The 23,833-nt window shown below is 66.6% G+C and carries 21 protein-coding genes; 16 read left to right on the forward strand and 5 right to left on the reverse strand.

Annotated elements, in window-relative coordinates:
* Positions 1-10: 10 nt before the first annotated feature.
* From ABS767_RS12940 to ABS767_RS12955, 4 genes are all read left to right on the forward strand, one after another.
* Positions 11-2,890, forward strand: a complete 2,880-nt coding sequence (locus ABS767_RS12940) for a TonB-dependent receptor domain-containing protein (protein WP_408078990.1) — start codon at positions 11-13, stop codon at positions 2,888-2,890.
* 66 nt (positions 2,891-2,956) lie between these two features.
* Positions 2,957-4,504 carry a class I adenylate-forming enzyme family protein gene (locus tag ABS767_RS12945; RefSeq protein ID WP_408078992.1) on the forward strand — a complete coding sequence of 516 codons (1,548 nt, stop codon included), beginning with the start codon at positions 2,957-2,959 and terminating at the stop codon, positions 4,502-4,504.
* Positions 4,505-4,514: 10 nt separating this feature from the next.
* Complete coding sequence (locus tag ABS767_RS12950; protein ID WP_408078994.1) at positions 4,515-5,507, forward strand: aldo/keto reductase family protein; 993 nt, start codon at positions 4,515-4,517, stop codon at positions 5,505-5,507.
* The gene (locus ABS767_RS12955; protein WP_408078996.1) at positions 5,507-7,021 is read left to right on the forward strand and encodes a malonate--CoA ligase; all 1,515 of its coding nucleotides are present in this window, start codon (positions 5,507-5,509) and stop codon (positions 7,019-7,021) included. Before ABS767_RS12950 ends, ABS767_RS12955 begins: the two co-directional genes overlap by 1 nt.
* Here ABS767_RS12955 and ABS767_RS12960 read toward each other — a convergent pair whose 3' ends face one another.
* The 4 genes from ABS767_RS12960 to ABS767_RS12975 are packed head-to-tail and all read right to left on the reverse strand — an operon-like array spanning position 7,022 to position 11,033.
* Positions 7,022-7,783 (reverse strand): HvfC/BufC family peptide modification chaperone, encoded by a 762-nt coding sequence (locus tag ABS767_RS12960; protein WP_408078998.1) that lies wholly within the window; start codon positions 7,781-7,783, stop codon positions 7,022-7,024.
* Positions 7,780-8,727, reverse strand: coding sequence for an MNIO family bufferin maturase (gene bufB, locus ABS767_RS12965; RefSeq protein ID WP_408079000.1), 948 nt, complete (start codon positions 8,725-8,727; stop codon positions 7,780-7,782). The genes ABS767_RS12960 and bufB overlap by 4 nt, the downstream gene beginning before the upstream one ends.
* Positions 8,714-9,373 carry a hypothetical protein gene (locus tag ABS767_RS12970; RefSeq protein ID WP_408079002.1) on the reverse strand — a complete coding sequence of 220 codons (660 nt, stop codon included), beginning with the start codon at positions 9,371-9,373 and terminating at the stop codon, positions 8,714-8,716. Before ABS767_RS12970 ends, bufB begins: the two co-directional genes overlap by 14 nt.
* Before the next feature lie 22 nt (positions 9,374-9,395).
* Positions 9,396-11,033 carry a ferritin-like domain-containing protein gene (locus tag ABS767_RS12975; RefSeq protein WP_408079004.1) on the reverse strand — a complete coding sequence of 546 codons (1,638 nt, stop codon included), beginning with the start codon at positions 11,031-11,033 and terminating at the stop codon, positions 9,396-9,398.
* Between the two features lie 275 nt (positions 11,034-11,308).
* Between ABS767_RS12975 and ABS767_RS12980 the strand changes: the two genes are divergently transcribed.
* Genes ABS767_RS12980 through ABS767_RS13000 form a run of 5 tightly spaced genes read left to right on the forward strand, consistent with a single transcriptional unit; the run spans position 11,309 to position 17,042 of the window.
* Positions 11,309-12,175, forward strand: a complete 867-nt coding sequence (locus ABS767_RS12980) for a hypothetical protein (protein WP_408079006.1) — start codon at positions 11,309-11,311, stop codon at positions 12,173-12,175.
* Positions 12,168-13,172: a hypothetical protein gene (locus ABS767_RS12985; protein WP_408079008.1), complete on the forward strand. Its 1,005-nt coding sequence runs from the start codon at positions 12,168-12,170 to the stop codon at positions 13,170-13,172. The genes ABS767_RS12980 and ABS767_RS12985 overlap by 8 nt, the downstream gene beginning before the upstream one ends.
* Positions 13,169-14,872: a Dyp-type peroxidase gene (locus tag ABS767_RS12990; protein ID WP_408079010.1), complete on the forward strand. Its 1,704-nt coding sequence runs from the start codon at positions 13,169-13,171 to the stop codon at positions 14,870-14,872. Before ABS767_RS12985 ends, ABS767_RS12990 begins: the two co-directional genes overlap by 4 nt.
* Positions 14,873-14,901: 29 nt before the next feature.
* Positions 14,902-16,263 (forward strand): cytochrome P450, encoded by a 1,362-nt coding sequence (locus tag ABS767_RS12995; protein WP_408079012.1) that lies wholly within the window; start codon positions 14,902-14,904, stop codon positions 16,261-16,263.
* Entirely contained in the window at positions 16,260-17,042 is a 783-nt protein-coding gene (locus tag ABS767_RS13000) for a glutathione S-transferase family protein (RefSeq protein WP_408079014.1), read from the forward strand. Before ABS767_RS12995 ends, ABS767_RS13000 begins: the two co-directional genes overlap by 4 nt.
* A gap of 99 nt (positions 17,043-17,141) precedes the next feature.
* On the opposite strand, the gene ABS767_RS13005 is transcribed toward ABS767_RS13000, so the two are convergent.
* Positions 17,142-17,321, reverse strand: coding sequence for a hypothetical protein (locus ABS767_RS13005; RefSeq protein WP_408079016.1), 180 nt, complete (start codon positions 17,319-17,321; stop codon positions 17,142-17,144).
* Between the two features lie 174 nt (positions 17,322-17,495).
* Here ABS767_RS13005 and ABS767_RS13010 point away from each other — a divergent pair, with 174 nt between their 5' ends.
* The 7 genes from ABS767_RS13010 to ABS767_RS13040 are packed head-to-tail and all read left to right on the forward strand — an operon-like array spanning position 17,496 to position 23,801.
* Positions 17,496-18,599, forward strand: a complete 1,104-nt coding sequence (locus tag ABS767_RS13010) for a glycosyltransferase (RefSeq protein ID WP_408079018.1) — start codon at positions 17,496-17,498, stop codon at positions 18,597-18,599.
* Complete coding sequence (locus ABS767_RS13015; protein WP_408079020.1) at positions 18,596-19,516, forward strand: glycosyltransferase; 921 nt, start codon at positions 18,596-18,598, stop codon at positions 19,514-19,516. Before ABS767_RS13010 ends, ABS767_RS13015 begins: the two co-directional genes overlap by 4 nt.
* Positions 19,513-20,580 carry a glycosyltransferase gene (locus ABS767_RS13020; protein WP_408079022.1) on the forward strand — a complete coding sequence of 356 codons (1,068 nt, stop codon included), beginning with the start codon at positions 19,513-19,515 and terminating at the stop codon, positions 20,578-20,580. The genes ABS767_RS13015 and ABS767_RS13020 overlap by 4 nt, the downstream gene beginning before the upstream one ends.
* Positions 20,526-21,683 carry an acyl-CoA dehydrogenase gene (locus ABS767_RS13025; RefSeq protein WP_408079024.1) on the forward strand — a complete coding sequence of 386 codons (1,158 nt, stop codon included), beginning with the start codon at positions 20,526-20,528 and terminating at the stop codon, positions 21,681-21,683. Before ABS767_RS13020 ends, ABS767_RS13025 begins: the two co-directional genes overlap by 55 nt.
* On the forward strand, positions 21,683-22,345 hold the full coding sequence (locus ABS767_RS13030; protein WP_408079026.1) for a PIG-L deacetylase family protein: 663 nt from the start codon (positions 21,683-21,685) through the stop codon (positions 22,343-22,345). The genes ABS767_RS13025 and ABS767_RS13030 overlap by 1 nt, the downstream gene beginning before the upstream one ends.
* Positions 22,342-22,923 (forward strand): class I SAM-dependent DNA methyltransferase, encoded by a 582-nt coding sequence (locus tag ABS767_RS13035; RefSeq protein ID WP_408079028.1) that lies wholly within the window; start codon positions 22,342-22,344, stop codon positions 22,921-22,923. The genes ABS767_RS13030 and ABS767_RS13035 overlap by 4 nt, the downstream gene beginning before the upstream one ends.
* A 2-nt stretch (positions 22,924-22,925) precedes the next feature.
* A complete protein-coding gene (locus ABS767_RS13040; protein WP_408079030.1) occupies positions 22,926-23,801 on the forward strand; it encodes a glycosyltransferase family 2 protein in 876 nt (291 codons plus the stop codon).
* The last annotated feature ends 32 nt before the right edge of the window (positions 23,802-23,833 follow it).

A 23,833-nucleotide genomic window follows, 5' to 3' on the forward strand; every position in this document is an offset into this window, starting at 1 on the left:
GAGGTCTGGAATGCAAAACAGTTCAGCATTTGCGCGACTGGTGGGTGGTGTCGGAGCCACCGCACTGACTTTGATGCTCGCAACCGGCGTGCATGCGCAGGAAGCGCCGGCACCCACGCCAACGCCCGAGCCGGCTGCCGAGCGTGAACAGGAAATCGTGATTTCCGGGTCGCGTGCGATCGTCGACGGGACCAATGCCCCGACGCCGGTCGCGGTGGTCTCCAACGAACAGCTCAAGACCGCGTCGCCCAGTTCGTTGATCGACGGTCTGAACCAGCTGCCCGTCTTCTCGTCCTCCGTGCGTCAGAACAGCACCGGTTCCTCCGGGTCGGGGCAGGGCGGCAACGGCGGCAACTATCTCAACCTGCGCGCGCTGCTGCCCACGCGGACGCTGGTGCTGCTCGACGGGCGTCGTACCGTCGCCTCGAGCATTCAGATGAATGCCACCGACGTCACGCTTTTCCCCCAGATGCTCGTCAGCCGGGTCGACGTGGTGACCGGCGGCGCATCCGCCGCCTACGGTTCGGACGCCGTTGCCGGTGTGGTGAACTTCATCATCGACAACAAGTTCAAGGGCCTGAAGGTCGAGGCGCAGTCCGGCATTTCCACCTATGGCGACAACTTCTCCTATCGCTATGGCGCGGCGGGCGGGATGGATTTCGCGGGCGGACGGGGCAACATCATCGCCAGCTTCGAGCGCGCGGAAACGAAGGGCATCAACGACGCGAATGCGCGCGACTGGTCGGCAGCGGGGTGGGGGATCATCCCCAGCACGATCGCCCAGACCGGCACGACCCAGATCATCGCGCCCGATATCCGGACGAACCTGGTCACCTATGGCGGCACGATCCAGAGCTGTTTCCCGACCGGCGTCGCATGCCCGATCGCCAACCAGTCGTTCAATCCCGATGGGACGCTGGTTCCCTTCGTCACCGGGCAATATGCCGGCTCGTCGGTGGCCTCCGGCGGCAGCGGTGCCGCGGTGCGCACCAACCTGACGACGAGCAACTGGACCAATACGGCGTATCTGCGCGGCCAGTTCGAATTCAGCGACTCGCTGACCTTCTTTGCCGAGGGCATCTATGGCGATGTGAACACCAAATATGTCGGTGCGCCGTCCAGCATCACCAGCGGAAGCAGCTCGGGCATCATCATCTATCGCGACAACGCGTTCCTGCCCGCTGCGGTGCGCGCGACGATGGTCGCGAACGGCATCACCTCGTTCCGCATGGGGCGCGCCAACAAGGAAATCGCACCCAACGTCAACCGCACCAACACCAAGACCTGGCGCGGCGTCGCCGGTTTCGAGGGCAAGATAGGCGGCGACTGGAACTACTCGCTCGCGCTCGAGCGCAGCCATTCCCACTATCATCTCGAAAGCCGCGGCAACCGGATCATCGAGAATTTCTACAATGGCGCGGACGCGGTGATCAATCCGGCGACCAATCAGCCGGTCTGCCGGTCGACGCTGCTGGGTCTGCCGCAGGGGGTGGGGTGCGTTCCGATCGACCTGTTCGGCGAAGATTCGGCCAGCCCGGAGGCGATCGCCTATGCCTCCGGCACCGCGATCGCGGATCTCTATCTCGATCAGACCAACGTCATGCTCGACCTGCGCGGGCGTCCGTTCGACACCTGGGCCGGACCCGTCTCGATCGCGTTCGGCGCGGAATATCGCAAGGAAAGCGCCCGGCAGGAAGTCGATCCGATTTCGGCGAGCGTGAAGAACGGCACCGGCATCCGCGGCTTCCCGTCATCGGCGAACGGACAGCCGGGCGGCTTCGCGCTGACGAACCCGCAACCCATCGACGGCGAGTTCGACGTCAAGGAAGCCTATCTGGAAGCGGCGATCCCGCTCGCCCGGGACGCGTCGTTCTTCCATTCGCTCGATATCAACGGGGCGGTTCGCTACGCGGACTACAGCACCGTCGGCGGCGTGTGGACGTGGAAGGCCGGGGTCAGCTGGGAACCGGTGGACGGGGTCCGTTTCCGGGCGACGCGCTCGCGCGACATCCGCGCGGCGGGGATCGCGGAGCTGTTCACCGCATCGCAACAGACCGCCGGCCTGTCCGCCCGCGATACGACCCGGCCGGGTGCGCCCGCGGTAGCACCGATCACACGCCAGTCGCGTGGTAACCCGACGCTGTCGCCCGAAGAGGCCGACACGTTCACCGGCGGCGTCGTGCTGACGCCATTCTCCGGCGTCAACTTCTCGGTCGATTATTATTCGATCCGCATCAAAGGCGCGATCACCCAGTCTACCCTGCAGCAGGTGATCGATGGCTGCGCCGCGGGGAACCAGAGCCTGTGCGATCTGATCACGCGGGATCCGGGTGGTGTCATCACCACGATCGTAACGCCGTTCCTCAACCTCGCCGAAGTGAAGACCAGCGGCCTCGACATCGAGGCGGGGTACCGGACGCGGGTCGGCAACGGGCAATTGTCGTTGCGGGCGCTCGCCAACCACACGTTCGAGCTCGCGACCACCAACGAAGGCATCACGGTCGATCGCGCGGGCGACATGGGCCTGCGCGATGCGGTAGCGAAATGGACTGTCACCGGGTCCGCGACCTATCAGCATGACAGCGGCACCACCCTGTTCGTGCAGGGCCGGTATATCTCCGGGGGCAAATATGACAGCACGCTGGGGCCGACGGCACTTCCGGTCGCCCAGAACCAGGTGCCCGCCATGTTCTACACCGACGTGACGGTGAAGCAGCGGATCGGCCCGCCGACGAATGGCTTCGAGGTATTCCTGACGGTCAACAACCTGTTCGATAAGGATCCTCCGATCGCGCCGCAGGGGGCAGTGACGATCCCGCGTCAGACCAACCCCTATTTCTACGACATGATCGGTCGTTACTTCACCGCCGGTGCGAAGCTGCGCTTCTGACCGACGATATTCCCGACCCTTCCCGGCCCGCTGAAGCGGGTCGGGATTTTTATTGGTGAGAGGCCCATGGCGAGTACCGATACCCTGCTGTCCGGCAGCTTTGGCACGCTGGCCAGCCTCCTCCGCGCGCACGGCGCCGAACGCCCGGATCATGTCGCGCTGATCGATGGCGACCATGCGCTGACCTATGCCGCATTCGACCGGCGGATCGATCGGGCGGCGGCGGCATTGCAGCGCGACGGCGTTGCTCCGGGCGATCGCGTGGCGATCGTCGGCCGAACCTCGATCGACTATCTCGTCGTCATGCTGGCGACGCTCCGCGCGGGGGCGGTGGTCGTGCCGCTCGCCCCGTCCTCGACCTCCGATGCGCTCGCCGCGATGGTGGCGGATGCCGCCCCCCGGCACATGTTTTTCGATTCCGCGACTGACCGTGAGTTCGGCGCGATCGATCATCCGCGCGCGCGCCGGGTGGTGATGGAGAGCGCGGAATTCGACGACTGGCTCGGCGCTACGAATGCGGCACCCGTCGAACCGACGATCGATCCGGGCGCGCCGTTCAACATTATCTATTCCTCCGGCACGACCGGCGTGCCCAAGGGTATCGTGCAAAGTCACGCGATGCGCTGGCAGCATATTCTGCGCGGTCGGGTCACCGGCTACGCCCCCGACGCGGTCACGCTGATCTCCACCCCGCTTTATTCGAACACGACGCTGGTCAGCGTGGTGCCTGCGCTCGCCCATGGGGGGACGCTGGTGCTGATGGCGAAGTTCGACGCTGGCCGGTTCCTCAGTCTCGCCGAGCAGTATCGGGTGACCCACGCGATGCTGGTGCCGGTCCAGTATCAGCGATTGATGGACTTCCCGGACTTCGACCGGTTCGACCTGTCCGCCTTCCGGATGAAGACCTGCACCTCCGCGCCGTTCTCCGCCGCGTTGAAGGCAGAGGTGCTGCGCCGCTGGCCGGGCGGGCTGGTCGAGATTTACGGGATGACGGAGGGTGGCGGCACGCTGACGCTGGCGGCGCATCTCTACCCCGACAAGCTCCACACCGTCGGAAAGCCGGTCGAAGGCCATGTCGTCCGGCTGATCGACGATGCGGGCCGCGAAGTTGCGCAAGGGGAGGTGGGGGAAGTCGTGGGACATTCGCCCGCGATGATGACCCATTATCTCAACCACCCGGGCAAGACCCGCGACGCCGAATGGTTCGACGCCGACGGACGGCGCTATATTCGCACCGGCGATATCGGTCGCTTCGACGCCGACGGCTTCCTGACGCTGCTCGACCGCAAGAAGGACATGATCATTTCGGGCGGCTTCAACATCTATCCCTCGGACCTCGAGGCAGTCTTGATGCAGCATCCGGATGTCGCCGATGCGGCGGTCGTCGGCGTGCCGTCGCGGACCTGGGGCGAAACCCCCGTCGGCTTCGTCACGCCGGCCGGACCCGATGCCCCGGACGCGGTCCGGGTCCGCCAGTGGGTCGCGGACCGCGTCGGGAAGACGCAGCGGCTTTCGGATTTGCTGATCGTCGACGAATTGCCGCGCAGCGCGATCGGAAAAGTGCTCAAACGCGAATTGCGCGACCGCTACCTGCTGAACCATCCGAGCGAATAAGGAGGCCGATATGCGTTACCGCCAGCTGGGGTCCAGCGACCTCAATGTTTCGGAAATCTCGCTCGGGTCGTGGATGACCTTCGGCGTCGGGATCGAGCGGGACCGGGCCGTCGCCGTCGTGGATCGTGCGTTCGACCTGGGCATCAACTTCATCGATACCGCCAATGTCTATGGGCGCGGGGCGGCCGAGACCTTCCTGGGCGAGACACTCGCTGGCCGTCCGCGCGACAGCTACATCCTGGCGACCAAGCTGTTCGGGCCGATGAGCGATACCGACCGCGGTCTCAGCCGCGCGCAGGTCGAAAAGCAGCTCGACGCATCGCTCCGGCGATTGGGCACCGACTATATCGATCTCTATCAATGCCACCGCTACGACCCCGACGTGCCGCTCGACGAGACGATGGAGGCGCTGACCGCGGCGGTACAGGCGGGCAAGGTCCGCTATCTCGGCTTCTCCGAGTGGTCACCGCAGAATATCCGCGACGCGCTCGCGCTTCCGGGGGCGGACAAGCTGGTGTCGAGCCAGCCGCAATATTCGCTGCTGTGGCGCCGGCCGGAGAAGGAGGTCATTCCGCTGTGCGCCGCGAACGGAATTTCGCAGATCGTGTGGTCGCCGCTGGCGCAGGGCGTCCTGACGGGCAAGTATCGCCCCGGCGTCCCGGCCCCGGCGGACAGTCGTGCAGCGCATGACACGATGGGCAAGATGATCGGGCCGAAGATGACCGAAGCGACGCTGGAGGCGGTCCAGGCGATGCGTGCGCTTGCGGACGAGGCGGGCGTTAGCCTGGCACAGTTCGCCCTTGCCTGGGTTCTGCGCGAGCCCAATGTCGCGTCCGCGATCGTGGGGGCGAGCCGCCCAGAACAGCTTGCCGAAAACGCCGCGGCGTCGGGTCTCGAGATCGACCCGCAGCTCTTCGCACGGGCAGAGGCGATCGCCGCGGCGATCCCGCGTGAGAAGGTCGCGGTTCCGTCCGTACCCGGCTTCAACACGGCCGCGCGCTGATGGCCAATCTCTACGCGCGACTGGCGGCCTGTTTCCCGGCGGATGATGCGAAATTTGCCGTCCTGCCGGAGGGTGCGGTCGTCACCTATGGCGAGTTGGACGATCGCACCGCGCGCTTTTCCAATCAGCTGCGCGCGTTGGGCGTACAGATCGGTGATCGCGTGGCGGTGCAGACCGAGAAGAGCCTCGACATGGTCGTGCTGTATCTGGCGACGGTACGCGCAGGCGCGGTGTTCCTGCCGCTCAACACGGCCTATACCGCAAGCGAGCTCGGCTACTTCCTCAATGATGCCGAGCCTGCGCTGTTCGTCTGCGATCCGGCTCGGCTGGAAGAATTGCGCACGGTCGCGGCGGCCGCCGGTGTCCGCGCGATCGAGACGCTGGACGACGCAGGGAACGGGAGCTTCGGCCGCAAGGCGGGCGCGCAGCCCGACCGGTTTGCGACGGTAGCGCGCGACGACGGCGATCTGGCCGCGATCCTCTACACATCGGGAACCACCGGCCGCTCCAAGGGGGCGATGATCAGCCACGACAATCTGGCGTCCAACGCGTTCACGCTGGTCGATGCGTGGCGGTTCACGCGCGACGATGTGCTGCTCCATGCCTTGCCGATCTTTCACACGCACGGGCTGTTCGTGGCGATCAACACCGTCATCGCGGCCGGTGCGTCGATGCGCTTTCTCCCGCGCTTCGACGCCGCTTCGGTCATCGCGCAATTGCCAGGCGCGACCGTCATGATGGGCGTGCCGACCTTCTACACCCGCTTGCTGGACAGCCCGCTGCTGGACCGCGACCTGACATCGCACATGCGACTGTTCATTTCCGGCTCCGCTCCGCTGTCGGCCGACGTTCACCGCGCATTTCTCGAGCGCACCGGCCATGCCATTCTGGAGCGATATGGCATGACCGAAACCAACATGATCACCTCCAACCCCTATGACGGCGCGCGCCGCGCCGGCACGGTCGGCCATGCGCTTCCGGGCGTTTCGGTGCGGATCGTCGACCTCGAAACGGGGATCGCGCTGAGCGATGGGGACATCGGGATGATCGAGGTCGCCGGGCCGAACGTGTTCAGCGGCTATTGGCAACAGCCCGAACGGCGGGCGACCGATTTTCGCAACGGCTATTTCATCACCGGCGACCTCGGCGTCGTCGACGATCAGGGCTATGTCGCCATCGTCGGTCGCGACAAGGATCTGATCATCACCGGCGGCTTCAACGTCTATCCGGCGGAAATCGAAGCCTTGCTCGACGCGCTGCCGGAGGTGCGGGAATCCGCCGTGATCGGCGCGCCGCACCCCGATCTGGGCGAAGGCGTGGTGGCGGTCGTGGTGCTCGAGTCACCCGGTACGGCGGATGCCGCATCGCTCCTCGGCGCAATTCAGGACAAGCTCGCCCGCTTCAAGCAGCCGCGTCGCCTGGTATTGGTCGATGCGCTCCCGCGCAACGCCATGGCCAAGATACAGAAGGCGCAGCTCCGCGCGGAGTATCGCGACATCTTCGCGAACGCGTGATCAGTCCTCAGGAGATGAGGCGAGCTTTTCGACGCTGCCGCCGGGGTCCGTGACGAAGAAGCCCCAGTCGATCCAGCGTTCACGCTCGGCCGAGAACGTGATTGGTTCGCCGCTTTGGAGCGCGCGAAGTTGCGTATAATGTCCGGGCGTCAGCAGGACGGTGCGGATGCGGTAATCGCGGCGGACCAGCGCGACATGGGTGGGAGAGGGGATCGGCAAACGTGGCGCCTCGCCCCGGCGAACGGCATGATAGTAGGCGGCGACCGGAAAGCCATATCGCCCGAGTGCGAAGGCGGGCTGAAGACGCAGATCGCGATCGGGCGTGTCCCGTGTCGCGAACGGCTTGCCCTCATGTCCCGCCATGTCGAACATCGAAAACAGGGCATATTCGAACTCGGCAAGGTCGATCATGAACTCGACCCATCGTTCCCGCGCTTGCGGCTCGGGTCGGTTGGCCTGTAGCCATGCGGGAAAGCGGCGCCCCAGGTCGTAGAGCGTGTGACGTTCGGGCGGGCAGTCCCGTATATAGTCCGCGACGAAATCGTCGAACAGCGCCCGCCCGAGCGCGTGGCACAGCGCCGGAAACTGCTCGCGCATGCACGCGGCGATCCGCAGGAAATAGCCGCGCTGATAGATTGCCAGACCGGCCGACGGGCCAAGCCGCCCCCCGGACCGAAACAGCGTGCTCGCCGCATTCGGATCGGCGAGCGGATGGATCAGCGTCGCATGCATGCGACGCTGCGCAGCGGCGAGCTGGGTCACGCGGCATCGTCCATCACGCTCTCCATCGTTCGCGGCACGAGGAAATCGACGGGATTGGAGACGCCCGAACCACCGGCGGCAGGCCCGTCGACGCGGAACGTTGCGGAGCCGCCGGGCATGTAGCGCTCCGCCTTCTGCAACTCCGCCAGACAGGTATCGAAATCCGGAATCCCGTCATCCCATTCGAGCAGGGTCGACGCGCCACCGGTGCGTGCCCAGGCGATGCGAAACAGATCCCAGACCTCGGCCCGGACGGGGCGGTCGTGCGTGTCGATCACGTGCGTGCCGAAATCCTGATGTCCCGCGATATGCATCTGCACGACTCGGTCGCAGGGAAAGGCATCGAGATAGGCGACCGGGTCGGTCCCCGCATTGAAGCAGCTGACATAGACATTGTTGACGTCGAGCAGCAGCCCGCAGCCCGTGCGCTCGGCGAGCGCGCGGAGGAACTCGGGTTCCTCCATCGTCGATTGTGCGAAGCGGACATAGGAACTGGGATTTTCCAGGATCAGCGGACGTTCGAGCCGATCCTGCACCTCCAGCACCCGGTCGGCGACATGGTCCAGGCTCTCCTGTGTAAGCGGCATCGGCAACAGATCATGCGAATTGTGCCCATTCACCCCGGTCCAGCACAGATGGTCGCTCACCCACGCCGGTCGCACCTCGTCCGCCAGCCGCTTGAGCGTCGCGAGATAGGTGGTGTCGAGCGGATCGGTGCTCCCGATCGACAGCGAAACGCCATGCAGGACCACCGGATAGCGCTCTGCCACGGCACGCAGGATCGCCCGTGGTCGCCCGCCCGAGTCCATGAAATTCTCGGAAATCGCCTCGAACCACAGGTCTCGGCGATCGCTCGACAGGATGGCGTCGAAATGGACGTTGCGCAGCCCCAGACCCAGCCCGAGCCGGGGCAGGGCGGCGCGTGCGTCCTCAGCTACAGCCACCGGCGCCGCTCATCCCGCTCGATCCACACGCGGTCATGTTGCCGCGCTCCTCATTGTCGTCGGAAATCCATAGATAAGTTGGCCCGGTGCCCGCGAAGGCTGCGGGCGGGCTGCCGGGGGTTTCCGGGATCGCGCGATCTGCCGGAATCTTTCCGGCGACCTGCGCGGCGAGCAATTCCAGACGGGTGACCTCCCAGTTCGCCTCGAACACCTCCCGTGCGCGCAGCCAGACGCTTTTTCCCTGGTTCGGCCCGTTGGTGCTGAACCGTTCGGCATTGATCGGCGTGGCGCACGACCCCTGCGACCGGCAGTCATTGGCGCCGGGATTGTTCATCTCCTCGCCCGTGCCATAGAGGCCGCAGCCGCCCTGGCCCCTGCACTCGTTCTGGACATGGCAGGTGTGATCGGTGCCCGTCGAGCAATAGCCCTGTCCCGCGCAGGCATTGGGCTCGCGTCCCGGCGCGCCGAGCACGCCGAAGCGATCCGAGCCGGCGCACGCATTCAATCCCATGCACGCGTGGAGCGGCAGCCCCTTGGGCTGCGGACCGATCACACCCGAGCCGGGAAAGGCCGGCTCGTCGGGATATGGGTAGGGCGAGGGGACAGGCTCGCCGGGCTTTACCGGTGGCGTGGAGCAGGATGCCATGAGTCGTTCCTCTCGCGGTCGATCAGCGTTTCTGGGCGGCGGTCCAATAGGGGCCGACATCGGGCAGGTGCATGGAGACGTTGTTGGTGCCGGTCTTCGAAATCGCGACACCGACATAATAGATGACGTTCTGAAGCACGCCGATCAGATCGCCGTCCTCCTTTTCCACCTTGAGCGCCGCGGCGTTGGCTGCACCCGGGGCGAACAGCGCCTGGACATGCTCGACCACCTCGCTCGCGTCGAGCTGCGCGATCAGCGCATTGGCCGCGGCGATCGCCTTGTTTCCGTAATCGGTCAGGCCCTGAAACGACACGCGCCGGTCGCCGAGCGAGACGTTCTCGAACGTCGGGCCCATCATCATGCCTGCATAGTCGCCGCTGGGGATCGGGATCTGCCGGATCGTGCGGATATATTTGTCGAGCACCCAGATCATCGATCGGTGCAGCCCTTCGTTGAAGAACAGCTTCTGCTTCTCGGGCGGCACCAGATAGACCGTCTCGGTCATCACCAGCATGTACTGGAAGCACGCGCTGCAGAAATTGGCGATGTCGACATAATGTTCGGGATAGCTCGACGCGAGCGGGCTGTCGGGCATGTTCACCAGCACCCCGGCGTCGAGCAGCGCCTGCTGCGTCATCGCCGGCTGGATCACATCACTTGGTGCCGGGGGGTGGGGCGGCCGCTGCTCGGTCGTTCCGGCATAGTCGGCGAACTGCGCCTGGAGCGTCAGGAATTTCACATAGTGCGACTCCTCGTCCTTCGACGGGTCGTCGTCGGGGCTGGGGCCGGTATCCGGGATCGGCACGCCTTCACCCTGATCGCAGATCGTGTCGATCGCGGTCGCGGCATCCTGGATCGATCGGATGGCGACCAGCTGGGTCTGACCGGCATGGCTGTCGGCATAATCGGGATAGACCGCAGCCGCCGCCGCGCCCTGCACCGGATCGGCCCACCCGACCGTCGCGGGGGGCGCCGGCTTCCACGGGTCGAAGCCCGCCGAAGGGTAGACGGTGTCGACGTTGTTCGGCGAGTAGTTGTAGGGCTGGATCGCGTTGCTGACCGATCCGCGCTGAAAGTCCGAATCGTCGAGGAACTGGGTGCTGAGCAGGCAGCGGATATAGGAATAGAATTGCCCGATCGTGTCCCAGTCGCTGTCCTGCGGCGCGGCATTCCACTGCTCGGGATATTCGATCTGCAGGAAGTGCCAGAGCTGCTCGAAGCCGAGCTTGCCGAGCGGAATTTCCACGCACGTCTTGCCATCCGGACCGATCGGACCTTTCGGATTGTGATACGGCAGACCCGCGGGATAGGCGCCGGGCGCGTGGCGGTAGAGCTGCGGCATCACGCCCATCGACCACAGGATGTTCGATGACAGCGACATGTGGAGCATCTCCTCCACCGCAATGCTCATGATGATCCCGCCCGCCTTGTTCGCGAACAGTTGAGCGTCGCTGATCGTCTCACCGCTCTCGTTGTTCCGGACGAGCGAATAGTAGGTGTAGAGATAGATCGGGATCGTCGCCAATTCGATCTCGACCGCAGTCTGCAGATCGGACTTGAGGCGCGCGAGCACCTGTTCCCGGGTCCAGGATGCGTTGAGCTTCGCCACGAATTCCTGTTCGGCAGGGGTCAGCGGCGTAACCGGGTCGGACGTGTCCATAAAATTCCTCAGATCCGAGTCAGTCTGGAAACCGGGGAACAAAAATGGACGCAAGCCCCTGTACCTGAAAACATAGAAGGACGGATTGGCACAGACAACGGGAAAGTTGCGTCCAAACAAATTCCGTTATGAATACAACATTATCCATGAAATGGCTTGCCACCTGTGCTGCACCGACTCTAGTTTCGCCGCCATCGAATAACGAGCGCATCGACTGTTGAGTCTCCGCGTTTGCTTGATGATCTGTACCGTGCGTGTCTCTCGGGGAATGATCGATGAGCAATCTGGCGGGAAAAGCCTATGGCATGAATGTCGTCACACCGATGCGCCCCGGTGTGACCTGGATCAATTACTTCCTGTTCATGATCTCGCGGTCGCTGCCATCGACGCTGTCGGGATTATTGGGCCTCGGTTTCATCCATTTCGCGCGCTGGGTGATTATTCGGCGCGATCAATGGCCGCAGCTGGGCCAGCCCCCCGCGAACCTGTCGAACGACTACATGCTGTTCTGCAGCAATTTCAACGGCACCTGGGACCAATATATCGACGCCTTTGCAGACGGCATTCCGGGCGGGCTCGACCTTTTCTGGTATTCGAGCACCCGCTATCCCAATTCCATCCCGATTACGCCGTTCAAGGACTATATCCGCGCCAATCAGGTCGACACGAGCTATTATTATAATGCGACCCCCGGCAGCGGCCAGCGCGACATCAAGTTGGCGCTCAAGCTGTCGCACGATCTCGCCGCGCTCGCCGCTAAGGCGGACTGGCTCAGCGATGCCGAACTCGCTTCGGCCTATGAACGCCTGCTGATCGCGAACCAGGGTGGGCTGGGCTCCCCTGGTTATGCTCCGGTCGCAAGTTGCGACACCGCAGCGGCCGACCGAAATCGCGCCGATGCCGAACTTGGCCGCTGGGGCGCGGGTGGCACCGGCGGAATCGAGGCCGAGCGCGAGCTGGAGCCGGTGCCCGCAGAGGTCGTCGTCGCTTCCAGCGCGAATGCGGACCCGGACGCGCGGGCGGCCGTTCGCGCGGCGGTCGCAGACGCGCTCGATTCCACCCCGCATAGCGACGAAGCGCCCAAGGTCCCGGACGCGCCACCCGAGCCCTCCGCCGAAACGGGGGAGAAGACCGATGGCTAATATCGATGTCAGCAGCTATTTCTTCACCGCTGCAGTGCCGGTCTGCAACGAGGGCATTGTCGAGCATGACGGCATCAAAAGCTCGCCGATCCATGTCATCCGTGAGGTGTTCGAGACGCTGCCGACCGCGCTGCAATCGCACGCGACCGAGGAAATCGGGCTCAACAGCCCGTTCTCCCGCAATCTGCGGACGCACTTCACCCGGTTCGTGATCCTCGACCAGCCCTATTTCAACGGGCGCGATCACAGCAATGCGCTGATCAACGCGGTGAAGGGGACCGATCTCCTCGATCCCCAGCCGGTCGATCAGATCACCTGCCCCTATATCTTCTGGACGATCGATTTCGATCTTCCCGATCCCGGCGGTGCGGGCGAGCCGCGCCGCTATCTGGAGGAACTGTGGGGGCAGATGGAGCCGGAACTGCGCTCGATCTTCCAATATTGCTACGACTTCGACACGGTCACCGACGCGGCGAGCTTCGCCGGCTACATCCTGCGCTGCCAGATCGAAACGACGATGCCGTTCCACGATTACTGGTACGTGCCGCCGAAGCTGAGTTCGATCTCGACCATGGGGCTGGCGCTGATCCCCGGGGTCGGCGCGCTGATGCTGCTGGCGTCGGTGCTGGCCGGCATCCTGCGCTGGACCGGCTGGCAATCGGCAGCGGGCTTTGCCGGTTGGGGCGGCTGGAGCTGGATGCCCTGGGCGGGGCTCGCGCTGCTCATCCTCGGCCTGGTGATCGACTATTACTGGATCCTGTGGAAAGGGCGGCAACCCTATCCCGCGGCGCCAGGCAGCGACCTGCGCCACGTCCTCAAGGGCCTGTACCTGCAACAGGCGTTCACCCGCTTCGCCATGGAGCAGCAACGTCGTGATCCGGCGAAATGGGGCGCTGCGTTTCGCCAGTTCCTCGCCGCGACCCGGCCCGCCGATCTGGACGGCCCGACCCAGCCCGCCGGCGTGATCCGCAGCAAGCTTCCGGGAGACGGGGCATGACCAACGCCGCCAATACCACGCCCGCCGCGACGCTGCTCGACCTCGCCGATATCCAGGGCGGAATCCTGCGCACCTATGGCGACGGCTTTCCCAAGGGGCGCAATTTCTACCTCACCATCCGCGACGCGCGGAAGGGCCGCGCCTTTGTCGAGGCGTTGCGGCCCAGGATCACCACTGCCGCGCGCTGGAAGGACCCCAACCGTCAGGAGCCGCTGGTCCGCACGCACAATCCGCGCGTCAAGGACATCGCCCGTGCGGAGGGCGAGCCCGACTATCCGGGCCGAGTGCAATTGCTCAAGCCCAAGGTGACGCTCAATATCGGTTTCACCTTTCTGGGGCTGCTGGCACTCGGCGTGCCCACGCGAACGTTGCGCGGGATGCCCGACGATTTCATCGACGGGATGGAGGCACGCGCCGCGCTGCTCGGCGACGATCCCTTTCTCGACAAGCGCGATGCGGTGTGGCGGGAGTCGAAGGGCGACAAGCGCGTCCACATCCTGCTGACGCTCTATGCCCAGCAGAATCCGGACGGGACCGCCTGTCCCGAGCTGGACGCCGAAACCGATGCGATCGTCGCGCTGTGCAAGAAGTCGCGCGGCGGCGTCGTGCTGCTCGACGGGGTCGGTCCGGACAAGGCAAAATGGCAGGACCTGTCCGCGGTCATGCGGCAGGACGGCGAGAATTGGTGGCCGACCAACAAGGAGCATTTCGGCCTGTCCGACGGGTTCGGCGATCCGGTCTTCTCGGGCCAGTTCTCGGGCGAGGCGGAGCGGGTGCGCGTCGCGGGCGGCGGCAAGCTGATGGCGGACGGCAGCTGGCAGCCGCTGGCGACCGGCGAGTTCCTGCTCGGCTATCCCGACGAAGCGCAGGAGATCCCCGGCGCGGCGATGCCGATCGCGTTCAGCCGCAACGGCACCTTCATGGCCTATCGCAAGCTGCACGAGGCGGTCGGCACCTTCCACGCCTATATCGACGATCAGGCCCAGCGCTACGCCAGGCTGTATCAGGTGCCGCATCGCGAAGCGGTGGAGACGATCAAGGCCAAGATGGTCGGCCGGTGGGAGGATGGCGTGCCGCTGATGGTCGCGCCGACCTACGGCGCCTGGCAACGCTTCCGCGCCGAGCTCGATCAAGCGCGCGCGGAGAAGGACAAGGCGAAGCTGGCCGCGATCGCGCTCAAATTCACCAACTTCATCTACGCCTCCGACCCCGCCGGATCGAAATGCCCGGTCACCTCGCACCTGCGCCGCGCCAACCCGCGCGACACGCTTGGGCCGACATTCGACGCGGACGGCATGTCGAAGGACGGCAGCGCGATCATCAACCGCCGCCGCATCCTGCGGCGCGGGCTGCCCTATGGCCAGTATGATCCCGCCGCCCCCGGTGACGATGGCGACCATGGCATCATCTTCATGGCGATCTGCACCAACTTGTTCCGCCAGTTCGAATTCGTGCAGCAGCAATGGATGCAGTACGGGCTCGACTTCAACGCGGGCAGCGACACCTGTCCGGTCATCGGCAATCATGCCGAGAAGGACGAGCCCAAGCTGGTCATCCCGGTCGATCCCGAGGTCGGGAAACTGCCCTTCATCTGCGACCGGATGCCCCAGTTCGTCGAGCCGCGCGGCGGCGATTACTTCTTCCTGCCCAGCATGACCGCGCTGCGGATGATCGGGATGGGCATCATCGACCCGACCTGACCGACCCACACCCGACAAGGAGACGCCCGGTGCAATGGCTGTTCAACCTGCCGACCGCGATCTGGCGACGGCTGTTGCTGATCCTCCAGGGGTTGGGGGCGCTGGTCTGGCTGATCGCCGCCGGCATCGGCGCGCTGTTCGGCAAGAGCGGGACGATCGGCAGCCGGCTGGGTGCGGCGATCGGCGGGCCGGAAGGGCAGCGCAAGGTCTTCGCGGTGCTGCGGCTGTTCCAGCCCAACCTGGTGATCAGGCGCAAGGTCATCGCCTCCTATCCCAACAACGGCATCACCGCGATCGCCACACGCCACAGCGACGTCACCGACATCCTCTCCCGCGATGCCGATTTCGGCGTGGTCTATGCGCCCCGCATGGAGATGATCACCGGTGGCGAAAACTTCTTCCTCGGGATGCAGGATACGCCGCGCTACACCCGCGATACCTCGAACATGCGGCTGGTGGTCCGGCGCGACGACGTCCCCGCGATTGTCGTGCCCTATGTCTCTGCGCGCGCTGCGGAAATCGTCGCGATGGTGCCGGGCCGGATCGATGTGCCGCAGGCGCTGACCCAGCCGGTCGCGGCGGGACTGCTCGATCATTATTTCGGCACGCCGGGCCCGTCGCAGGCGGCGATCGCCGAATGGACGACGCTGCTCTTCTGGTATCTGTTCATCGACCTGCAGGCCGATCCCGCTCTCGACGCGCGGGCCAGGGCGGCTGCGGCGAGCTTCCGCGACTGGATGGACGCGCACATCGCCGCGCGACGCAAGGCGCCGGAGCAGGATGATGTGTTGGGACGCTGCCTCGCCATGGGCAATGCCGATATGCCGGGAATGGATGATCGCGACATTCGCAACAACCTGATCGGCTTGTTGATCGGCGAACTTCCGACATTGTCCGCCACCGCCAACCTCGCGCTCGACGAATTGCTGGACCGCCCGAACGAATTTACCGCTGCGTGCGCGGCGGCGCGCAGCGGCGACGATGCGCTGCTGGCGGCGTATGTGTTCGAGGCGCTGCGCTTCCGCCCGCTCAACCCGGTCGTCTACCGCCGCGCGATGCGCGACACGTCGATCGCCGCGGGCCGGTTGCGTAGGCGCCGGATCGTCAAGGACAGCATCGTGATGGCATCGAACCTGTCGGCGATGTTCGATCCGCTCGCCGTGCCGGACGCGACGCGCTTCCGCACCGACCGGCCGTGGGAAACCTATATGCTGTGGGGCTATGGCATGCACGTCTGCTTCGGCGCGCATATCAACCGGGCGGTGCTCCCCGCGATGCTCAAGCCGCTGCTCGCCCAGCCCAATCTCCGCCGCGCCGACGGCGCGCGCGGGCAGATCGACAAGGCGGACACGCCGTTTCCGCAGCATTTCCACCTCGAGTTCGATACATGAGCGTGCCTCCCGTCCAGGCAACGATGCTGACCTTTCAGCCGATGATCGACAGCGAGACCACGCGATTGGTCACCCGCTATTACGGCATCGCCGTGGTGGAGCGGGATCATCTCCCGATTTCCGCGGCGATCCGCACGCTGGTGCGCGGCGGCAACGGACATATTCCCCTGCTGTATGGCGACGGCTTCGCGCTCACGAGTCCGTATCCCATCGCGCAGCATTTCGACGCGGCATTGCCCGCCGATCAACGACTGATCCCGGACTTCGGGCCTTTGGCGGACCAGGTCGCACAGGACTGGCAGACCTATAACGGCGTGATGGGCACCGACATCGCGGTTTTCGCCTATTTCCATCTTCTGCCCCAGCGCGCGCTGATGCAGCCGATCTTCGGCGCGCCGGTCCCCTGGATCGAACGGACGCTCCTGACGCTCAGCTACCCGCTGTTGCGCGCGATCATCACCTTCGGCCTCAAGCTGTCGGCCGAACGCGCCGCTGCCGCGGAGACGCGCATCCGCGCCACATTCGACGCGACCGATCTGCGGATTGCCGACGGAAGGACCTATCTCGACGGCAATCGACTGACGATCGCCGATATCGCGCTGTGCGCGGCCTTTGCGCCGCTGCTGCTTCCGCGGGGATATGGTGCGCTGATGCCGCCGATCGCGGCGATGCCGCTGCCGCTGCGCGCGTTGATCGAGGAGCTGCGCGGCCGGCCGACGGCCAGCTATGTGCAGCGGCTTTACGATAGCGGGTTCGCCGGGCGGGGAACGCAAGGGTAGGACGGGGGAGGGCGTCGCGCCGCCATTTCCGCCACGCGTACACATGAAAAAGCGCCGCCCCGCTAGGGAGCGACGCTATTCAGATCGACAATCCTGCCGTCAGGAAGCGCCGGTGCCAGGCTCGGTGGTCTTGGGCGCCTTGCCGTCCTCGATTCGGCCCTCGTTGCGCAGATCGCGACCTTCTTCGGCCTTTTTCTGGCTCTCCGGCGACTTGCCGTGCTCGTACAGCTCTTCCTTCACATAGCCTGCGGCTTCCTTGGCCTTGCCTTCGATGCTCATGTCTGACTCCTTGGTCGGGGAACATCGGAAGAATGATGTTCCTGCACCGACGGTTCCGAAGCGCTCTGAAATTAACGCTATGATTAAAGTTATAGGGGGGAGCCATTCGGTCGATCGCAGGTTCAATTCGCTGTTCTGACAAACCCGGACTGGTCGCGGGTTCGGGAGTGCGTCATGCGGATCGCGATCATCGCCCATCTGAAATATCCCATCTCCGAGCCGTTCGCGGGCGGCCTGGAAATGCATACGCATATGCTGGCGCGTGCCTTGCGCGCGCGCGGGCACGCGGTAACGCTATTCGCTTCGGATGCGTCCGATCCGACGCTGGGGGTCGAGGCGATCTGCGAGCAGACCTCGTTGCTCGAAACCGGCATCGCCGAGGCCAATGACGTCGCCTTTTTCCGCGAGCATCACGCCTATCTACGACTGATGACCGAGCTGCGCGGCCGCGCGTTCGACGTCATTCACAACAATTCGCTCCATTATCTGCCCGTGAGCATGGCGGACACGCTGGCGACGCCGATGATCACCACGCTGCACACCCCGCCCTTCTGCTGGCTCGAAAGCGGCATGCGGCTCAACCGCGACCGCATGCATTATGTGGCGGTGTCGCAGGCGACCGCGACGATGTGGTCGCATGTCGCGCAGATCGACGAGGTGATCCCCAATGGCATCGACCTCGCGCACTTCCCCTATCGTCCGGTTCCCGACCGCGATCCCTATCTCGTCTGGTACGGGCGCATCGTTCCCGAAAAGGGGCTGGACCTCGCCATTGATGCCGCCCGGCGCGCGGGGTTGACCCTGCGGATCGCAGGTCCCGTTTCGGACCCCGGCTATTTCCGGGAGGCGATTGCGCCGCGCCTCGGCCCCGATGCAGTCCATGTCGGCCATCTCGATCACGTCGCGCTGGCGCGGCTGGTGGGGGGCGCCACAGCGGCGCTGTGCACGCCACGGTGGGAGGAACCCTATGGCTTGGTCGTCGCGGAGGCGCTCGCCTGCGGCACGCCGGTCGCGGCCTTCCGGCGCGGGGGCGTTCCGGCATTGCTCGATGCGGAATGCGGCGCGCTCGCCGCACCCGACGACGTCGCCGAACTCGCCGCCGCCGCATGCCGCGCCGCGACGCTCGATCGCGCCGCCTGCCGAGCGCGCGCCGAACGGCATTGCGACGCCGAGCGGATGGTCGATGCCTATGAGGCGCTCTATCGGCGGCTGGCGGCCGACTGGATCTTGCCCGAGCCGTTCGCTCACGTGCAGGCCCCCGTGGCGAGCGTCGCGTGACGCGGCCGTTCTGCGTCTGCGTACCCGCGCGCAACGAAGCGGGGCGCGTCGCGACGCTGATCGAGGCGCTGAGCATGCAGGAGGGGGTCGGGCTCGTCCGGGTGGCGCTCCTCGTCAACAATAGCGACGACGGCACTGCGGAGGTGGCGCGGTCGGCAGCCGAACATAGGCACGGCCGCGTCCTGCTGCGCATGCGGGACATGACGCTCGCGCCCGGCGAGGCGCATGCCGGCTCGGCGCGCCGCGCCGCAATGGCACTCGGCATCGAATGGCTCGATACCGATGACGGCCTGCTCATCTCGACCGATGCCGATTGCCGTCCGCCGCCGGGCTGGATCGCCGCCAATCTGGCCGCCGCAGCGCCCGGCACCGTCATTGGCGGGGCGATCCTGCTCGACGAGCGCGAACCCGTCACGCCGGAGATGCGCGCGATCCGCACGGCGCTCGACGCCTATTGGCAGGCGGTTCGCGATATCGAGGATGCGATCGATCCGCTGCCCTGGGACCCGCCGCCCCGCCATGGCGATCATACCGGCGCCAGCCTGGCGCTCGATGTCGGGCTGTACCGGCGGGCCGGCGGTGTCCCGCCGCTGGCGAGCGGCGAGGACCAGGCGCTGGTTGCCGCCGCGATCGGCGCGGGGGGGCGCCTCGTCCATCCGCCATCGGTATGGACCCGTACCTCCGCCCGCGATGTGGGCCGGGCGGCGGGCGGCATGGCCGAGGACATGCGGCGTTGGCGAAGCCTGGTCGGGTCGGGCGATGCGATGACCGTCCCTGCACTGTCCCACTGGCGCGAGCGGGCACGCTGGCGGCGCGCCTGGCGCATCGCGCATGGCGATGCCACGCTCCCGGCGGCCGAGGCTGCGCTCGAACCCATGCCGAACGACATGGTGCTCGAGTGGAAGCGCGCCGCATGACAAGACCGATCGGCTATTACGTCCATCATCATGGCGATGGCCATCGCCAGCGCGCGCTCGCGATCGCGGAGGCGATGGGCGAGGGGGTCACCCTGCTCGGGACCGGACTGGCCGGACGCACCGGCCTCGTCCCCGCGATCGACTTGCCCGACGATCGCATTGCGGCCGATTTCTCCGATTCGGACCGGGGCGGAGGAAGCCGGGGCGAGCGTCCACCTGCGCTCCATTACGCACCGTTCGATCATGACGGAGTACGTCGGCGCACCGCAGCGATCGCGCACTGGATCGCAGAGGCGCAGCCGCGGCTGATGGTGGTCGACGTATCCGTCGAGGTGGCGATGCTCGCGCGGCTCGCTTCGGTACCGACGGTGTATGTGCGGCTGAGCGGCGTGCGTGACGATCGCCCGCATCGCGATGCGTTCGCCGGCGCCTGCGCGCTGCTGGCGCCGTTTCATGCCGCGCTGGAGGATCCGGCGACGCCGCCCGGGACGGTGGCCAGAACCTTCTATGCCCCCGGCATCATCCGCGCCGCACCTGTCGCTGACGGGGACGAGCGGCGCATCCTGGTCGTGCTGGGCAGGGGCGGGGGAGATGGCGATGGCGCGTGCTGGGCGGAAGCGGCGCGGGCGCTTCCCGATTATCGCTGGGAAGTTCTCGGGGCGTGCAGCGTGCCTTCCGAGATGCCGGACAATCTGTGCCTGCGCGGGTGGATCGACGACGCGGGCAGCGCGATCGCGCGCGCGGGTCTGGTGATCGGCGCGGCGGGCGACGGGCTCGTGAGCGCTGTCCTCGCCCACCGCAAGCCCTTCCTCTGCCTGCCCGAGGCGCGGCCGTTCGACGAGCAGCGATCCAAGGCGCGGCGGCTCGCGGCGCTCGACGCGGCAGTGGTCGTCTGGGCCTGGCCCGCGGCTTCCGACTGGCCCATGCTGATTGCGCGCGCGTTCGCGCAGCGGCGGGCTGGCTGGCCGGCTGCGCTCGATACGGCGAAGGGTGCTGCCAGAGTGGGCACTTGGCTGACGACGCTGCCGCTAGAGGCCGCAAGCGCGCGGTGCGCGGCGTCATGAGCATCGGTGCCGAAACCGAGATGCATTCGTCCGTCACGGTCGAAAGCCGGCTCGCCGAACTGGGTGCGCGCTACGATGCTGCGCCACGCTTTCCGGTCGCGAGTCTGGCGGTCCTGCGCGAAGCCGGAGTGCATCGCCGATTTGCGCCGGGCGCCGCGGGCGGAGAGGTGTTCAGCGACGCCGAGGCGCGTAACGCCGCGATGGCGCGAACGCTGCGCGAGGTTGGCCGCGGAGACTTGAGCGTGGGCCGGCTCTATGAGGGGCATGTCAACGCGCTCGCGCTGTTCGACTGGTATGCGTCAGCGCGCCAGCACGACTGGCTGCGCGATGCGCTCGATCGTGGCGCCTGGTTCGGCGTATGGGCGACGGAAGCGCCGCCCGGAGTGCGCATCGCGCCGGACGATCCGCCGGTGCTGCGTGGCGCGAAGGTCTTCGCCAGCGGCGCAGGCGGCCTCGATTTCGCGCTGGTGACTGCGGCCGTGCCGGACCGCGACCGCCGGCTTGTCGTCGTGCCCGCCAATGATGAAGGGCGTGCCGACCTCACCGGCTGGCGCGTGCGGGGCATGCGGGCGAGCGTCAGCGGGCGGTACGATGTCGAGGGGCTGACCCCGGAACCCGACATGCTGCTCGGCGAGCCCGGCGATTATGACCGCGAGCCGCGCTTTACCGCCGGCGCCTGGCGCTTCTGCGCGGTCCAGCTTGGCGGGATCGAGGCGCTGCTCGCCGAAACGCGCACGGCGATGCGCGACGCCGCCCGCGCCGATCCGGTGCAGCGCGCCCGCTTCGCCGAAGCGGTCGTGGCGATGCGCAGCGCCGGCTTCTGGGTGGCCGAGGCGGCGCGGCGGTTCGCCGGGGAAGAGAACGATGCGGTGGCGATCGCGCGGCTGACCCGCGGCGTGGTCGAGCAGGCGGGGCTTACCGCGATAGATGCGGCGGCGCGTCTCCTCGGCACGCGCAGCGCGTTCGATGGCGAGCGCGCCGACAAGATCATCCGCGACCTCTCGCTCTACCTGCGACAGGCTGGTCCCGATCATGCCCGCGATGAAGCGGCCATGACTCTGCTCGAGCGCGACCCCTGGGCCGTCGGCGACCGGCTGTGGTGATGGCGGCGGCGCTTCAGGCCAGTCGCTGGCGCCGCGCGCGCTGGTTCGTCCTGGCGCCCCATCCCGACGACGAGACGCTGGGCGCGGGCGCATTGATCGCGCACTCCGCACGCGCGGGGCGGCTGGCCGGGATTGCCTTCCTGACCGACGGGGCCGCGTCGCACCCGGCCGGAACCCCGCGACTGGCCATAATCCGCCGCTGCGAGGCTCGCGCCGCGCTGCGGCGGCTGGGAGCAGCGCACGCCCCCGTCGACTGGCTGAACTGGCGCGACGCTCATCCGCACGCCCCGGGCAGCCCGGCGTTCGAGCGCGAAGCGCTGCGGCTCGCCGCGCAATTGCGGCGCCGTCGCGTCGGGGCGATCGCAGTGAGCGATGCGGACGACGGGCATAGCGACCACGTCGCGGCGTTCGCGCTGGCCGCGCATGCCGTCCGTCTCGCCCGGCGGCGCATCGCTTTATTCAGCTATCATGTCTGGAGCCCGCGCGATCCCCGCCGCCGCTATTTTCGCACACCGCCGATGCCGTCGGGGCGCCGGCGGCACGCGCTGTGCGCGCATCGCAGCCAGCTTACGCCAAGGCTGGGCGAAGGATTTCGGCTGGCGCGCGATCGGCTGGCGATGCCGCCGCACGATCTGCTCGGCCTGTGCGGGCCGGAGCGATGAGCGAAAAGAGCCTCGATGCCGCCTATTTCGAAGGCATCTTCGCGTCCGATGACGACCCCTGGGATCTCGCGTCGAGCGCCTATGAACGCGCCAAGTTCGATCGCACCATCGCCGCCCTTGGCGATCGCCGATATCATCGCGCCATCGAGATCGGCTGCGCGCACGGCGTGCTCACGCACCGTTTGCTTGCGCTTTGCGACACGCTGCTCGCGCTGGATATCAGCGCGGCCGCACTCGACAAGGCGCGGTCACGGCTGGGCAACCCCCCGGGTCTCACGCTCCGGCAGATGGCGTTCCCGCGCGAAGCGCCCGGCGCAGACGGCTTCGATCTCGCGCTGCTGTCCGAAGTCGCCTATTACTGGAGCGTCGCCGACCTGCAGCGTGCGGCGCAGTGGCTCGCTGCGCATGTCACGCCAGGCGGGCATATCCTCCTCGTCCACTATATCGGTGCGACCGACTATCCCCAGACCGGCGATGGGACGGTCCTCATCCTGAAGGACGCGTTGCGCGAGGTCATCGCGGAAGAGGCGAGCGAGCGCCACGCGCGCTACCGACTCGACCTGTGGCGGCGGCGCTGAGCATGCTGTCGGTCCTGACCATGGTGCGCAACCGGGAGGCGCATCTCATCCAGCTGGTCGAAGGCTTGCGCCGGAGCCTGCGCAAGCCCGACGAACTGATCGTGGTCGACATGAGCGACACGCCGATCGACGCGCCTGCGGCCGGGTTTCCGATCCGGATTGCACGGATGGAAACGGAGGGGCTGCCGCTGGCGGCCGCCCGCAATCATGCGGCGGCGATGGCGCGCGGCGAGCAGCTACTGTTCCTGGACGTCGACTGCATCGCCATGCGCGATTGCCTCGGGCGGCTTTCGGAGACGCTCGACCGCCACGATGCGTTGCTCTGCGCCGATGTCCGCTATCTCGGGCCGGACGACGCGCGGGGAGACTGGGAAGAAACGGCCCTGCTGGCCGCGGGGGCGGCGCATCCGGTGCGCAGCTTTCCGGCATCCGGCGTGCGCGAGGAGCGGCAGGCGGGACTGTTCTGGTCGCTGGCCTTCGCCATCCGTCGCGCACGGTTCGAGGCGCTGGGCGGGTTCGACGCGGCGTTCACTGGTTATGGCGGCGAGGATACCGATTTCGGCTACCGCGCGCGGGAAACTGGCTTGCCGCTGCTGTTCGTTGGTGGCGCGATCGCCTGCCATCAATATCACGACAGCTACGATCCGCCGGTCCAGCATCTCGACGATATCGTCGCCAATGCGCGCCGCTTCCATGCGCGCTGGCATGAGTGGCCGATGGGGGGATGGCTCGATCAGTTCACGCGAATGGGGCTGGTCGATTGGGAGGCGGGTGCGCCGGTCGTTCGGCGACAGCCGACCGCGGCGGAACGCGCCGCCTCCCTCTCGACCTGGCCCGCAAGCGCGATACGCGTCGACGATCCGCTGGGCGCGACGTGACGGCGGCCCCCGCACCGTCGGGTGCAGGGCGC

This window comes from Sphingomonas plantiphila (genome assembly GCF_046000505.1).
In the GTDB taxonomy this organism is placed as follows: Bacteria; Pseudomonadota; Alphaproteobacteria; order Sphingomonadales; family Sphingomonadaceae; genus Sphingomonas; species Sphingomonas plantiphila.